Source organism: Bacillus sp. LUNF1 (genome assembly GCF_011008975.1).
Lineage (GTDB): Bacteria > Bacillota > Bacilli > Bacillales > Bacillaceae > Bacillus > Bacillus velezensis.
The window spans coordinates 3,965,907-3,980,777 of sequence record NZ_CP048876.1; the positions used below are offsets into that span (position 1 = coordinate 3,965,907).

The 14,871-nt window shown below is 44.7% G+C and carries 15 protein-coding genes; 2 read left to right on the top strand and 13 right to left on the bottom strand.

Annotated elements, in window-relative coordinates:
* Positions 1–49: 49 nt before the first annotated feature.
* From G4O42_RS19730 to G4O42_RS19740, 3 genes are all read right to left on the bottom strand, one after another.
* Positions 50–2,053, bottom strand: coding sequence for a molybdopterin-dependent oxidoreductase (locus tag G4O42_RS19730; protein ID WP_032875323.1), 2,004 nt, complete (start codon positions 2,051–2,053; stop codon positions 50–52).
* A gap of 46 nt (positions 2,054–2,099) precedes the next feature.
* The gene (locus tag G4O42_RS19735; RefSeq protein WP_004392973.1) at positions 2,100–2,306 is read right to left on the bottom strand and encodes a DUF951 domain-containing protein; all 207 of its coding nucleotides are present in this window, start codon (positions 2,304–2,306) and stop codon (positions 2,100–2,102) included.
* 85 nt (positions 2,307–2,391) lie between these two features.
* On the bottom strand, positions 2,392–3,417 hold the full coding sequence (locus G4O42_RS19740) for a YkvI family membrane protein (RefSeq protein WP_087920784.1): 1,026 nt from the start codon (positions 3,415–3,417) through the stop codon (positions 2,392–2,394).
* 143 nt (positions 3,418–3,560) lie between these two features.
* Between G4O42_RS19740 and G4O42_RS19745 the strand changes: the two genes are divergently transcribed.
* Together G4O42_RS19745 and yyaC are read left to right on the top strand one after the other, a co-directional pair.
* Positions 3,561–4,064, top strand: coding sequence for a GNAT family N-acetyltransferase (locus G4O42_RS19745; RefSeq protein WP_032875313.1), 504 nt, complete (start codon positions 3,561–3,563; stop codon positions 4,062–4,064).
* A 174-nt stretch (positions 4,065–4,238) separates the two neighbouring features.
* Positions 4,239–4,853 (top strand): spore protease YyaC, encoded by a 615-nt coding sequence (yyaC, locus tag G4O42_RS19750; protein WP_032875310.1) that lies wholly within the window; start codon positions 4,239–4,241, stop codon positions 4,851–4,853.
* A gap of 29 nt (positions 4,854–4,882) precedes the next feature.
* On the opposite strand, the gene G4O42_RS19755 is transcribed toward yyaC, so the two are convergent.
* The 10 genes from G4O42_RS19755 to rpmH form a co-directional block, all read right to left on the bottom strand.
* Positions 4,883–5,734: a ParB/RepB/Spo0J family partition protein gene (locus tag G4O42_RS19755; protein WP_032875307.1), complete on the bottom strand. Its 852-nt coding sequence runs from the start codon at positions 5,732–5,734 to the stop codon at positions 4,883–4,885.
* Positions 5,727–6,488 carry a sporulation initiation inhibitor protein Soj gene (soj, locus tag G4O42_RS19760; RefSeq protein WP_007409899.1) on the bottom strand — a complete coding sequence of 254 codons (762 nt, stop codon included), beginning with the start codon at positions 6,486–6,488 and terminating at the stop codon, positions 5,727–5,729. Before soj ends, G4O42_RS19755 begins: the two co-directional genes overlap by 8 nt.
* 298 nt (positions 6,489–6,786) lie before the next feature.
* The gene (noc, locus tag G4O42_RS19765; RefSeq protein ID WP_007615083.1) at positions 6,787–7,638 is read right to left on the bottom strand and encodes a nucleoid occlusion protein; all 852 of its coding nucleotides are present in this window, start codon (positions 7,636–7,638) and stop codon (positions 6,787–6,789) included.
* A gap of 121 nt (positions 7,639–7,759) precedes the next feature.
* Complete coding sequence (gene rsmG, locus G4O42_RS19770; protein ID WP_007409901.1) at positions 7,760–8,479, bottom strand: 16S rRNA (guanine(527)-N(7))-methyltransferase RsmG; 720 nt, start codon at positions 8,477–8,479, stop codon at positions 7,760–7,762.
* A 13-nt stretch (positions 8,480–8,492) separates the two neighbouring features.
* Entirely contained in the window at positions 8,493–10,379 is a 1,887-nt protein-coding gene (mnmG, locus tag G4O42_RS19775; RefSeq protein WP_007615086.1) for a tRNA uridine-5-carboxymethylaminomethyl(34) synthesis enzyme MnmG, read from the bottom strand.
* Positions 10,380–10,395: 16 nt separating this feature from the next.
* Positions 10,396–11,775, bottom strand: coding sequence for a tRNA uridine-5-carboxymethylaminomethyl(34) synthesis GTPase MnmE (mnmE, locus tag G4O42_RS19780; protein WP_007615094.1), 1,380 nt, complete (start codon positions 11,773–11,775; stop codon positions 10,396–10,398).
* 289 nt (positions 11,776–12,064) lie between these two features.
* Entirely contained in the window at positions 12,065–12,706 is a 642-nt protein-coding gene (gene jag, locus G4O42_RS19785; protein WP_032875304.1) for an RNA-binding cell elongation regulator Jag/EloR, read from the bottom strand.
* A complete protein-coding gene (gene spoIIIJ, locus G4O42_RS19790; protein WP_007409906.1) occupies positions 12,703–13,452 on the bottom strand; it encodes a YidC family membrane integrase SpoIIIJ in 750 nt (249 codons plus the stop codon). The genes jag and spoIIIJ overlap by 4 nt, the downstream gene beginning before the upstream one ends.
* Positions 13,453–13,612: 160 nt before the next feature.
* Positions 13,613–13,963 carry a ribonuclease P protein component gene (gene rnpA / locus G4O42_RS19795; protein WP_004392944.1) on the bottom strand — a complete coding sequence of 117 codons (351 nt, stop codon included), beginning with the start codon at positions 13,961–13,963 and terminating at the stop codon, positions 13,613–13,615.
* A 154-nt stretch (positions 13,964–14,117) separates the two neighbouring features.
* Positions 14,118–14,252: a 50S ribosomal protein L34 gene (gene rpmH, locus G4O42_RS19800; RefSeq protein WP_003178075.1), complete on the bottom strand. Its 135-nt coding sequence runs from the start codon at positions 14,250–14,252 to the stop codon at positions 14,118–14,120.
* Positions 14,253–14,871: the final 619 nt, after the last annotated feature.

Consider the following 14,871-nt stretch of genomic DNA (forward strand, 5'->3'; position numbering starts at 1 on the left):
GAAAAGACAAGCTGAGAAAAAAGCATTTCCCGCCCTCTCTCTCCTTAGATTATCCTTTTTTAACCGCTACCAGACAGTCAAAAAGCGTACTTCCCATTCCATTATCGGAATTTGAATCCTTTGTGAGCATGTTGACGGAGCCTCCGAATGCCGCCCACATGCCTTCATCTATATTTACTGTCTTCGGGTGAGCCTGCTTCATGATTTTCACCCTGCCGCGCAGACGGCCGCGGTCATTGTATACCTCTGCCGTATCTCCGTCTTGAAGTGAAAGCTCCTCGGCGATATCCGGCGACAGATCCACCTGAATCTGCTGAAGCTTTTCAATAAACGGCACGTGCTGTGAATGATTGGAGCGCTGCGGGTGAATGGACAGCAGCGTATACGGATATTTCCCGGCCAGTCCGGCGTCATGATAAACAGACTCCTCCGGCACTTCCAATTGAGGGAGGCCGCTGTATCCTTTCTCTTCTGCCAGTGACGAGACGAATTCAAATTTTCCGCTCGGGGTTAAAAATTGAAAATCACTCCACGGAACCTGTTTGACCGGAAGCGGCATATGTCCTTTTTCCTTTAATTGCTCAAGGGTGATTCCTTCTTTCTCCAAAGAAGAGAGCCCCATTTTTAAGAAATCTTCCGTACTGTAATCAAAGAGTTCCCCGAATCCGAGACGCTTTGCGAGTTCCGTCCAGATCCAGCGGTCTGATTTTGCCTCTCCCTGCGGTTCCGCAAGCTTCTTGCCATATTGAACATAGTGATGATACATGCTGGAATAATAAATATCTTCCTCTTCGAAAACAACGGCCGTCGGCAGCACATAGTCACAGAGCTTCGCCGTATCGGTCATGACTGAATCAATGGCCACTGTGACCGGTGTTTTTTCAAACGCTTCCTTCACTTTTTTTGTATTCGGCACCTGTGTCAGCGGATTGCCGCACGTCACGATGATCATCTCAATCGGCGGATCGGCTGCATTCAGCGCCTCTTCGGCTTGAGTCATCATCGAAAACGTTCTCGAACTTTTCTTCAAATCGGGACGGGTGAGCTCGGCCTTTGCAAAGCTTTCACCGACTTGCACATTTCCGAAGTTTGCGCCGCCGCCTTTGATACCGACATTTCCGCTCGCCGCAGCTAAAGCGTCAATCCACCGTATCGTCCCGCCCCCGTTTTTATATCTCTGCATCCCAAGACCCATAAAAGTGGAGGCGGGACCGTCAGCATATAAATCAGCAAGATATTCTAGCACTTCTAAAGACGTTTCTGTTTTCTCAATGATCTCCTCAAAAGAAATCGTCTGCAGAAGCTTTTCTATTTCTTCAAAACCGACCGAATGCCTTTGAATGAAATCAGAATCGGTTCTGCCGGTTTGGCATAATATTTTTAAAACACCCGCCGCAAGCCAGCCATCCATGCCGGGTTTGACGGATATATACCGATCGGCAAGCTTTGCAGTCGGGTTAAAAATAGGATCAATGACCGTCAGTGTCGCTCCTTTTTTCTTCACCTGCTGCAGATGATGATAGAGGTGCATATTCGTCCGGGACACGTTTCTGCCCCATACGATCACATGCTTGCTGTGATAAATATCAAGCGGTCCATGCCCGTAAGAACGCCCGAAATCCCAGCGCTGCGCTTCAATGCCGGAACCCCAGCAAATGCTGCCTGCAATCTCCGTCACACCGCCGTATCCATTGAAAAAACGCTGGTCGAGCGCCTTCAAAAGACCGTTATTGGCGTAATCATGACTGTGCAGCACTGCGGCAGTGCCCAACGTCTCCTTAATCACCGCCATTTTTTCCGCGATTTCATCTAACGCCTGCTCCCAGGAAACGCGGACAAATTCGCCGTCTTTCTTTTTTAAAGGAAAACGAAGCCGTTCCGGCGCATTCGTTTTCGTCTCCAGCATTCTGCCACGGCCGCAAATTTTCCCTTCTGTAATGGGATGATTCGGGTCTCCGTCTACTTTCGTCACCTTTCCATCCTCAACTGTCACCAAAAAGCCGCAGCTGTCCCAGCAATTCAGCGGGCACGCTGACTGATGCACTTTGCTCATCGGGCCTCTTCCTCTCCTCTATATGAAAAAGCATGAGCGCCAGCCCTTATGATGTAGGCTCCTCATGCTTGACGAGTACTTTTTTCAGCTTTCTCTCAAAATCTCTTCTCGGAATCATAACACTGTGGGAACAACCCGTGCATTTGATCCGAATATCCATTCCCATCCGAATGATTTTCCACCTGTTTTCACCGCAAGGATGCGGTTTCTTCATTTCAACAATATCATTCAGGCCAAAGTCTTTATCCGCCAAGACCCTTCACCTCTCTCCATAGACTGCTTTATTTATTGTACAAAAAAAGACAGGATAAGAGCAACGGCCGCACTCAAAATGAGCATTATACTTTTTTCCATCTCCCTAAAATAGGGTAAAGAAGAAGACATACCAGCAAATAAAGACTTAAAAGCCCGTAAATGGGATATAAAATGGCGATCAAATCTGAAAAACCGATTGTCGTAAAAGGCACCATCACAGCTAAAAGAAGAGATACGAGCGTCCATCTCGGCAATTTCACAAATGCAAGCATGCGGCTGGACAGCCCGAACAGACCGGTCACGGTTGTCGTATAGATGGCTAAAAAAAGCACGGCTGCCATACAAAGAAATAACGGATAAGGAGCGCCTTCAAGGACGGCGAAAAGAGGAATCTCATATTGTGTAAGACTGCCCGCAAGCTGTACAAGCGTTTCATTGTAAACAAATGAAATCATACCGAAAATCAGTCCGCTTGCAACGCTTGCGATTTTCGCTTCTCCCAGTCCCTTCATATCTTTCCCGATTGAAGAAAGAACAGCGACAACAGAAAGGATGTTTAAGGACGTGAAGGTAATGCTTGCCGGCCAATTATACTGGCGGGTCAAATCTATCGTCCACGTGTAATGATGGGTTGTCTGAAAAAAGACCAATGCATATAACAGCCCCGCTACAAGAATCGGTATCAAAATACTATTCAAAGATAATATTCCTTTTATATCCCAAAAGAATAAACCGACGGTCACAATGCAAAGAAGAAAAATACCGATCCAAAACGGCAGCTTGTACATTTGCAGCGTCACACCGCCGCCGGCAATCATAACCATCGTCATTGAAAACAAATAAAACATAATAAGCACATCATAGACTTTAGCAAGAGCCGGCCCCATCAAATGCTCAAGCACAGGTAAAAAGTGCGTTGATTGAACCCGATAGCTGATCTTCAACACAATATAAGCCGAAATCGTAAACATGACTGTAAACAATACAATAGCCAGTCCGCTTTCGACACCGAAAAACTGCCATATTTCCTGCCCGCTTGCATATCCAGCCCCAATCTGGCTGCTTAATATGAGCAGCATCCACTTCATCCCGGCTCTCCACACCCTCATCACCTCATAAAATTTCTGATCATCTCCGCATATTGCTACTATATTGAGTGACAGCGGCAAACATTCATACAAATGGGACAAATATGGTATGATAACGACGATTAACTATTCAGAAAATTTTATTTATATAAGGAGCTCAAATCATGTACATCAGGCGTTTAACCGCAAGTGATACCCAGCCTTACTCCGATATCAGGCTCAAAGCTTTAAAAGATCACCCCGACGCATTCGCCGTCAGCTATGAGGAGGAGAAAGAATGGCCGTCCGAAAAATTCAAAGCCAGGCTTGAAGCCGGCAATGCTATCGTGCTTGGCGCCTTTGAAAAAGACAGACTGATAGGAATCCTCAAGATCTCCAAGCATCCGCTGTTTAAACTAAGACACATTGCGGTTATCGGTTCTATGTATATTTCTCCCAAACACCGAGGGTCAGGCGCGGGAAAAGCTTTATTGACAGAAGCCATCGGCCAGGCAAAAAAGATGAAAGACACAGAACAGCTCCATCTCTCTGTTACTTCAACAAATGAACCCGCAAAAAAACTCTACGCTCAGTTAGGATTTATCCTCTTCTCTACAGAAAAAAGAGCGCTGAAATTAGATCATCAGCAATATGTCGACATAGATCAAATGGTCTTATTTCTTTCATGAACTTAGAGAATAACTGCTCTGAGTTCTTTTTTCTATCCCGCTCTTTTCAAACAACCGGCATGCTCATCATGACATAAGCATAAAAAAAGGCAGCGCTGGATATACTGTAAACAACCATACAACACCAAAAACAACAATGTATTACTCGTATGACATGACAAGGAAGTGAACCTTATGAATCGAAAAGGCGGGCTTTTTTCTCAAGAACGGGCAAAACAATATGTTTCTCATACGGATTCTTCTGCTGCGAATCAAATACAAGCGATCCTTACTTCATCTTTACGTAAAGCAGCCGGCAGACCGTTAGTCACCGTGTGTATCGGTACAGATCGGTCGACCGGAGATTCATTAGGTCCGCTCGTAGGAACAAAGTTAGAAAAAATGAATTTAGGCAGATTGCACGTTTACGGCACGCTGTCAGATCCTGTTCACGCCGTCAATATGAAAGACAAGCTGAAAGATATTCAACATCTACATAAAAATCCGTTTATTATAGCGGTTGATGCTTGTTTAGGCCGCGTCAAAAGCGTAGGGTCATTTCAAATCGGCGATGGGCCGCTGAAGCCCGGAGCAGGTGTTCAAAAAGACCTTCCTGAAATCGGTGACGTCCATATCAACGGAATCGTCAATGTCAGCGGGTTTATGGAGTATTTTGTCCTGCAGAATACGAGGCTTCATCTTGTTATGAGCATGGCAAATGTTTTAGCAGAGGGGTTACAGCTGACAGATAAATCAGAAGGCCTGCAGGAACGGCTCAGTCCGTTTCATAAGCTGACAAGACGTATATAAAAAACCATCTTTTTATAAAAAGATGGTTTTTACGCTTCTCTTTCAGACAATAGTTCCAGGATACGTTCAAGATCTTCATTTGAGAAAAACTCAATCTCAATCTTCCCTTTTTTCTTTTGTCTCTTAATATTTACTGTTGTTCCGAAGTAATTTTGCAAATACGATTCCCGCTCTTTTAACACAACATCTTGAACAGGTTCTTTTTTCTTTGTTTCACGTGGAACATTGCTGTTTAACTGCTGAATCAGCTGCTCAAGCTGACGGACGTTCAGCTGTTCTTCAACCACTTTCTTCACAAGCGGTTCAAGCTTGTTTTTATTTTTCAAACCAAGCAAGGTTCTGCCGTGTCCCATGGATAACGTACCTTCTGCAATGAGGTTCTGGATGCTTTCCGGCAGCGTCAGCAGTCTTAAATGGTTGGCAATATGAGGCCTGCTTTTCCCAAGCCGTTTAGCGAGCTGTTCCTGGGTTAAATCCAAATGTTTCAGCAGTGAGTCATATGCCAGAGCTTCTTCAAGCGGTGATAAGTCTTCACGCTGAAGGTTTTCCAAAAGAGCGATTTCCCGCATCAGCGATTCAGATAAATCCCGCACGATAGCCGGCACTGTCTCTTTACCGGCAAGTTTTGCGGCGCGGTAACGGCGTTCGCCGGCTACAATATCATAGCCCTTTAATGATTTTCTCACGATAATGGGCTGAAGAATGCCATGCTGAATGATGGATTCCTTCAGTTCAGCTAATGACTCATCGTCAAATTGTTTTCTTGGCTGATAAGGATTGGGACGTAAATCACTGATTTTAATCTCTTCCACTGTCTCTTCAGACAAATCAACCTGATTAAACAACGCGTTAATCCCTTTTCCGAGCCCGCCTTTAGCCATTCGCTGCCACTTCCTTTGCTAAATCTAAATATACTTCCGCACCTCTCGAACGCGGATCGTATAATATGATCGGCTTGCCGTGACTCGGCGCCTCACTTAAACGGACATTGCGAGGGATAATGGTTTGATACACTTTATCTCTAAAGTATTTCTTTACCTCCTCTATCACTTGAATGCCGAGGTTCGTTCTGGCATCAAGCATCGTCAGAAGCACTCCTTCTATCATTAAGTCGGTATTTAAATGTTTTTGCACAAGCCGAACTGTATTTAATAATTGACTCAATCCTTCAAGAGCGTAGTATTCGCACTGAACCGGGATAACGACTGAATCTGAAGCGGTAAGCGCATTAATCGTTAATAACCCGAGAGACGGAGGACAATCAATAATCATGTAATCGTAATTTTGTTTCACAGATTCTAATGCTCTTTTCAGCCTGACCTCCCGTGAGATCGTCGGAACCAATTCGATTTCCGCTCCCGCAAGCTGGATCGTGGCCGGAATGACATCTAAGTTCTCTACTGAAGTCGGTTTAATAATATCTGTAACATCTGCATCATCTACTAAAATGTCGTACACACAATGATCCACATCGGCTTTTTCAATCCCTAATCCGCTCGTTGCATTGCCCTGCGGATCAATATCAACAAGAAGAACCCTTTTACCTATGTAAGCCAAGCAAGCCCCCAGATTAACAGAAGTCGTCGTCTTTCCGACTCCGCCTTTTTGGTTCGTAATTGCTATGATTTTTCCCACGATGTCACCTACCTTCACATGAACATGTACTGTCTTGTTTCTATCTTATCAAAAAAAGAGTAAAGCGTTTTATTTTTTTCATAATTTGTTTATCAGCAAGTGAAAAAAATGTAAACGAAAAAGACACTTTCTAATATAAGTTCTCCGATAAAGTGACTTTTTTGACTGTAAAAAGACAATTCACGACATAAAAAGATAAATTTTTACATATATAATGTATAGTGCACAATAAATCTATCATTATCTCAAAATAGTTTTTTGATTAAAATAAAAACTCCCCTGCTGATCAGGAGAGTTTTTATTTAGGTATCCGAATGGTAAGCTGGATGTACTCTTCGAATTCTTCTTCTTCAGTATTCAGTCTGACTCCGCTGTCTTCTACCATAGACAGTGACTGACGAATCGTATTCATCGCAATTCTTGTATCCCTGCTGAACGCTTTGCGTCTCGGCTTTGGTTTCTGCTTATTCTGTTCAAGCATTTTTACCACTCTGTCTTCCGTCTGCTTAACGTTTAAGCTTTTCTCAATGATTTCCGCAAGCAATGTGACCTGAAGCTCCGGCTGTTTGAGCGGAATCAGTGCTCTTGCATGACGTTCCGTAATTTTTTTCTCCATAATCGCATCCTGGACGGGTTCCGGGAGCTTTAACAATCGGAGCTTGTTCGCAATCGTTGACTGGCCTTTTCCTAAGCGCTGCGCCAAGGCTTCCTGTGTTAAATCATGAAGTTCTAACAGCCTTGCGTACGCATGAGCTTCCTCAATGGAGGACAATTCTTCCCTTTGCAGGTTTTCAATCAAAGCGACAGATGCTGTTTCCGTATCAGAAAAATCTTTAATAATTGCGGGAATCTTCTCCCATTCAAGCGTCTGTACCGCTCTCCAGCGCCTTTCACCCGCAATGAGCTCATATTGTCCTTCATCTTCTGTATGTCTGACAACAATCGGCTGAATGATGCCGTGTGTATGGATAGTCATTGCTAACTCTTTGATTTTTTCATCTGAGAAAATGGTGCGTGGCTGAAAACGGTTGGGAACGATAGCATGTACCGGTATTTCGAGTATCTCTTCTTTGTTTGTATCATGCTCAGCTATCTCCGGTTCCTCTTCCTTCTCACCAAACCCGAAGAAACGAGAGAATGAATGCTTCATGTACCTACACCACCTTTAAAAACTGCCATTTTTATAATTCTATTTTCTCATGGTTTTTCCTGCTGTATCTTCATCAATTTTGCAGAAAATATGATGGAATTGTCACATCAGGCTGTCTAAATTACCCTTCAATTGGCGATTTATTTGGAGTACCCGGTTTTCTCGGATATTTTTTCGGAGTGCTTTTCGTCTTGCGAATGATCATAATGTTCCGTTCACTTTCTTCAACAGGAAGTGTAAAGGAATGAACTTGTTCAAGCTCTCCTCCCAATACTTTAATCGCCTTTTGCCCCGCTTTCAGCTCTTCATCAGCTGCTGCTGCTTTTAGTGCCGCAAATACGCCGTTTTTCTTGGCCAGCGGCAGACAAAGCTCACTCAGGACCGACAGACGCGCCACCGCACGGGCCGTCACGAGATCGAAGCTTTCCCGGACGTCTTTCCGCTGTCCGAATGTCTCCGCTCTGTCATGGACAAATGTCGTATGCTCTAATTGTAAAGCATCAGAGAGAGTTTCCAAAAACGTAATCCGCTTATTCAGTGAATCGACGATGGTGACATGCAGATGCGGGAAGCAGATTTTGATGGGCAGGCTTGGAAAACCGGCGCCGGCGCCAACATCACAAAGAGTGGTGACCTTTTCAAAATCAATATAAAATGCCGCCGTTATCGAATCATAAAAATGCTTGAGATAAACTTCCTTTTTCTCAGTGATGGATGTCAGATTCATTTTTTCGTTCCATTCCACGAGCATCCGGTAATACAACTCGAATTGCTCCAGCTGGCGGTCAGAAAGGGAAATCCCTTTCTCCGCTAAACTGGATGTAAATTCCTCTATATTCATGCCGTCATCCTTTCTATTCAGCTACCTTGGCAATACGGCCCTGCTCCAGGTATACCAGCAGGATTGAAATGTCTGCCGGATTGACGCCGGAAATACGGGACGCTTGAGCAACTGATAAAGGACGCACTTCTTTCAGCTTTTGACGGGCTTCAGTAGCAATTCCTTTAATGGCGTCATAATCAATCCGATCAGGGATTTTTTTGTTTTCCATTTTCTTCAGCTTTTCCACTTGCTGCAAGGATTTTTCGATATATCCTTCATATTTCACCTGAATTTCCACTTGTTCCGCCACATCTTGCGGAACCGGAGAATCTGCAGGCGCAAGTTTTGTCACTGTTTCATAGTTCATTTCCGGACGTTTCATTAAATCTGTGCCGCGCACTCCGTCTTTCAGCTCACTTCCACCGAGTGAACGGATATATTCCTGATTCTCAGGAGACGGCTTGATAATAACAGACCAGAGACGTTTTTTCTCCGCCTCGATCGCCGCTTTTTTCTTCTCAAATGCTTCATAGCGCTCATCAGAAATTAAGCCGATATCGTGGCCGATTTCCGTCAGACGAAGATCCGCGTTGTCGTGACGGAGCAGCAGTCTGTATTCCGCCCGTGAAGTCAGCAGACGGTACGGTTCATTGGTTCCTTTCGTTACCAAATCATCAATCAATACACCGATATAAGCATCGGAACGGCTGAGGATCACTTCTTCTTTTCCAAGCGCTTTGCGGCCTGCGTTGATCCCTGCCATAATTCCTTGCCCGGCCGCTTCCTCATAACCTGATGTACCGTTAATTTGACCGGCTGTGTACAGGTTAGGGATTTTTTTCGTCTCCAGTGTAGGCCAGAGCTGCGTCGGTACAATCGCGTCATACTCAATCGCGTATCCGGCTCTCATCATCTGCACCTTTTCCAGTCCCGGAATGGTCGCCAGCATCCGCTGCTGCACGTCCTCAGGAAGACTCGTGGATAAACCTTGAACGTATACTTCCTGCGTATTTCTGCCTTCCGGCTCGAGGAAAATCTGATGACGCGGTTTATCATTAAACCGAACGACTTTATCTTCAATCGAAGGGCAGTATCTCGGTCCCGTTCCTTTAATCATACCGGAATACATTGGCGAACGATGCAGGTTGCTGTCGATGATCTCATGAGTCTCAGGACTCGTGTAAGTCAGCCAGCAAGGCAGCTGATCGGTAATGTATTCAACCGTTTCATATGAGAAAGCGCGCGGAACCGGGTCCCCCGGCTGGATTTCTGTTTTGCTGTAATCAATGGAATCGCTTGACACACGAGGAGGCGTGCCCGTTTTAAAACGGACGAGATCAAAACCAAGCTCCTCTAAGTGCTCAGAAAGTTTAATAGACGGCTGCTGGTTATTCGGGCCGCTTGAGTAAGACAAATCACCGAGAATGATCCGCCCTCTTAAATACGTTCCGGTTGTCAGCACGACCGTTTTTGCCTTGTATTCAGCACCGGTTTGCGTAATGACACCGCGGCACTCTCCGTCTTCAATGATTAAACGCTCGGCAATCCCTTGAAGAAGTGTCAAATTCGGTGTTTTTTCCAGCGTATGCTTCATTTCGTGCTGATATTGGAATTTATCCGCCTGCGCACGCAGCGCCCGTACGGCCGGACCTTTTCCTGTATTCAGCATTCTCATTTGAATATGAGTTTTATCTATATTTCTAGCCATTTCTCCGCCGAGCGCGTCAATTTCGCGGACGACAATCCCTTTCGCGGGGCCGCCGACAGACGGATTACATGGCATAAACGCAACCATATCAAGATTAATCGTCAAAACAAGCGTTTTGGCTCCCTGGCGCGCGGATGCGAGGGCAGCCTCAACACCGGCATGCCCGGCGCCGATGACAATCACGTCGTATTGGCCTGCTTCATACCCCATGGTTTTTTCCTCCCTTTTATTTACCTAAACAAAATTGTGAAAAGAGCTGATCAATTAAGCTTTCGTGGACGGCATCACCGATGATTTCGCCCAGCAGCTCCCAGCACCTTGTCAAATCAATTTGGACCATATCAATCGGAACATCCTGTTCAATTCCGTTCAGCGCATCATCAATCGCTTGCTTTGCCTGATGCAGAATCGAGATATGACGGGTGTTGCTGACATAGGTGAGATCTCCGCTTTCGATCGCTCCTGTATAAAATAGCGACTGAATCGCTTCCTCTAAATCTTGAATGCCTTCTTCTTTCAGCAATGAGGTCGTGACGACAGGCCGGCCTTTCGCCAGTTCCTTGACGCGTTCAGCGTCAATCTTAGCCTCAAGGTCCGTCTTATTCATAATGACAATGACGTCCATTCCCTCAACCGCTTCAAACAATTTCACATCTTCTTCAGAAAGCTCTTCGCTGTGGTTAAGCACAAGCAAAATGAGATCCGCTTCCTTCAGAACCTGCCGTGACCGTTCCACACCGATTCTTTCGACGATGTCTTCTGTCTCACGGATTCCCGCGGTATCGACAAGCCGAAGCGGCACGCCTCGCACGTTGACATATTCCTCAATCACATCACGCGTCGTTCCCGGAATATCGGTTACGATCGCCTTCGTTTCATGGACAAGGCTGTTAAGCAGAGAGGATTTTCCGACGTTCGGACGGCCGATGATCACGGTAGACAGTCCCTCACGCAAAATTTTCCCCTGCTCAGACGTACGGAGCAGCGCCTCGATTTCTTTCTTCACGCCGCTTGCCTTCTCCACTAAAAGCTGATGCGTCATTTCTTCGACGTCATCATATTCCGGATAATCTATATTAACCTCAACATGGGCAAGTGTTTCTAACAACTCATCACGCAGACGGCGGACAAGTGCGGAAAGCCGTCCTTCCATCTGGTTCATGGCGACATTCATGGCACGGTCCGTTTTGGCCCTGATCAGATCCATCACCGCTTCCGCCTGTGATAGGTCAATCCGTCCGTTTAAAAATGCGCGCTTCGTAAACTCACCGGGTTCTGCCAGTCTCGCACCTTCTCTTAAAGCAAGCTGGAGCACCTGATTAACCGTCACAATACCTCCGTGACAATTGATTTCAATGACATCTTCCCTTGTGAATGTTCTGGGCGCTCTTAAAACAGACACCATGACTTCCTCAATAATCCGTCCCGTCGTGCTGTCCGCGATATGCCCGTAATGAATGGTATGCGATTCTGCCGAACTGAGCGTTTTGCCTTTCGGACCCTTGTACATTTTGTCGGCGATCTCTACGGCTTCCGGGCCGCTCAGCCGAACGATCGCGATCGCGCCTTCACCCATCGGAGTTGAAATCGCTGCAATTGTATCCATGCTGTTCACCTCTCTTTATCTCTGTTTCCATCTATATAAAAAATTTTATTTACGCCAAAATTAAAAGATAACATAGTTTGGTTTGAAGTGGAAGATACGTTATCCACAAAGGCAGAAATTCATCCCTTATTACTTTAACTTATCCACATGTGAATAACAATTAATTTTATTTCCTAAAACCTTTTTTATCAACAGCATAGACCGAAAAAGAAAAAACTTAAACGCAAAAAATGCGATTCTGCTTAGGAATAGAGCCATTTTTACCAATAAAAAAACCGAAGTTCCGATTTTACCCGGACTTCGGTTTTCTGCTATCTTTATGGGAAATAACGAGATGGCGGTACCGGCCTTCACCGGTAGAAAAAGTTTTGATATTTGGATGCTTTGACAGCGCGTCATGGATGATTTTTCTTTCACCTGACGGCATCGGTTCTAAATGCATATCTTTTTTCGTTTTCGACACTTGCTTGGCCAGCCTGTTTGCCAGCTGATCCAGAATTTCTCTTCTTTTCCGCCGATAATTCTCAGCGTCGACAACGGCTTGGCGATACTGGCCGGAGCCGCGGTTCAAAACAAGCTGCGTCAATGTTTCCAGGGCATTGAGTGTTTGTCCTCTTTTGCCAATAAGCAGCGCCGCTTTTTCACCTTTAATGTGAAAACAGACTGTTTTCTTGTTTTCTTCCGTAACAATCTCAGAAGGTCCGGCAATGGAATGGATGATTTCTTCCAAATACGCTTTCGCTTCCTGAACAGGATTTCTTTTCTCTTCCAGTTCTACGATCGCATTCTTTTTCCCGAAAATACCCAAAAACCCTTTGTATTCTTCTTGCACCACCGTTATTTCTATTTGATCTTTCGTCAGTTGAAGTTCCTGAAGGCCTGATTGAACTGCTTCTTCGACATTCCGTCCCGCAGCAGTCACCTTCTTCACTTTTTCTTTCCTCCCGCTTTCTGCGTTTCCGGATCGTGTTTAATGTCAGGTCCTTTAATAAGGAATGTCTGAGCAATCATAAACAGGTTTCCGACTACCCAATACAGAGAAAGCGCGCTCGGGAAGTTGATCGCAAATACGATGATCATAATCGGCATAATCCATACCATCATTGCCATTTGAGGATTCTGAGTCGGATTTCCGGCCATCATCAGCTTCTGCTGGACAAAAGTGGCCACACCGGCAACGATAGGAAGAATATAGTAAGGATCCTTCTCTCCTAGGTCAAACCATAAAAAGCTGTGCTGTGAAATGGCTTGCGTACGCATAATGGCGTGGTAGAATCCGATCAAAATCGGCATTTGAATCAGGATCGGGAAACATCCCGCCAGCGGGTTCACCCCGTGCTTTGAAAACAGGGCCATCGTTTCCTGCTGAAGCTTCTGCTGCGTTTTTTGATCTTTAGAGCTGTATTTTTCTCTGAGCTTCTGCATTTCAGGCTGCAGCGCCTGCATTGCTTTTGAGCTTCGAAGCTGCTTGATCATCAGCGGCAGAATCAGCAGACGAATTAAAATCGTAACGATGATGATCGATAAACCATAGTTATCGCCCGTCAGTTTCGCTACGTACGTAATGACTTCTGACAATGGATACACAACATATTTGTCCCAGAAATGCGGACTATTCGCCGTAATCGGCTCTTTCACACTCGAGCACCCGGCCAGCAGCACGAGCATACCGACCATACTCAGTAGTAACCATATTCTCCTTTTCAAGAACGTTTCCTCCTATACCAATCTTTATGAACCTTGTATGTATTTTAGCATCTTTCAGTTTCAAATGGCGTTCATTTTTCGCCAAATAAAAGGAAGCGCTTTTAAAAACGTGAAGAAAACAAAATATGAGCTATTTTGACGAAGATTTCTTATATAATGAGGTTTTTCTGAATAAGTGCTGCAGACTCTTTTTCGTTTCTTCAAAACTGAGGTCGCCGGCGGGTTTTCTTGCGATAATAATAAAATCTTTCGGCTTGAGCAGCTCTTTTTCCTCCTGAACAGCCTGTCTGATTAACCGCTTCACCCGATTGCGCACGACGGCATTGCCGATTTTTTTACTGACAGAAAGCCCTACCCGGAGCTCTTCCTGTTTCGGCTGATCAAGCGTATACAGCACGAACTGGCGGTTTGCCATAGACGTTCCGCGTTTAAACACTTTTTGAAAATCTTCATTTTTCTTTAACCGATTTCGCTTCTTCACTTTAATTCACTCCGATATTCACTCGCAGAAACTTTTATTTCTATCTAAAAAAAACGGGCCGCCGGAATACTGAAGAAATTTCTCCAGTACCGGGCGACGCATGACATCACTTTTCTCTTAATGTGAAAAAAGACCACTGACATTATTCAGTGGCCTAAGCTGATAATACTTTTCTGCCTTTGCGGCGACGGCGTGCTAATACTAGACGACCGTTTTTTGAACTCATACGGCTTCTGAAGCCATGAACTTTACTGCGTTTACGGTTATTCGGTTGGAATGTTCTTTTCATTTATGACACCTCCCTCGAGGAATAGCTGTTAAAGACAGTCTTACTTATTATATTTGTGCTGCCTATTCATTGTCAACTTCAGCAGTGCTTTTATTTCTTACAACCATAATAGGATAACATACCTTAACCAGTTTAGAAACCTTATTTTTCATATTCCTTTTTTTAACGCAAAAAAAGCCGCGCTCCCCCGAAAAAACGACATGTGGATAATTTTTTTGCCTTTTTTTAATATCCACAGTCGTTATCGACAACATTTTCACATTGCTAACTCCTGTGGACAAAGATTTTTCAACAAGTTGTCAGGTTTGTGGATAAGATTACGAGAACCATTGCAAGTCCTCGCTTAATTTGATATTATATTTGTGTTTTAACTCTTAATTACTTATCCAGCCCATTCTCTTTATCCACAAACTGTGGATAAGTTGTGGATTGTTTTCACACAGCTTGTGTAGATTGTTGTCCACAACTTGTGGAATTTGTCGAAAAGCTGTTTTTCTACTATACTATATGTTTTCAACATTTCGTGTGTACGAATGGTCAGAGCCATATGCTCTTTTTTTGTGTTCTATAACAGGGAAAGGGCGCTGATTTTTAAAGAAAAGGAGGGCTGTGCCGGATA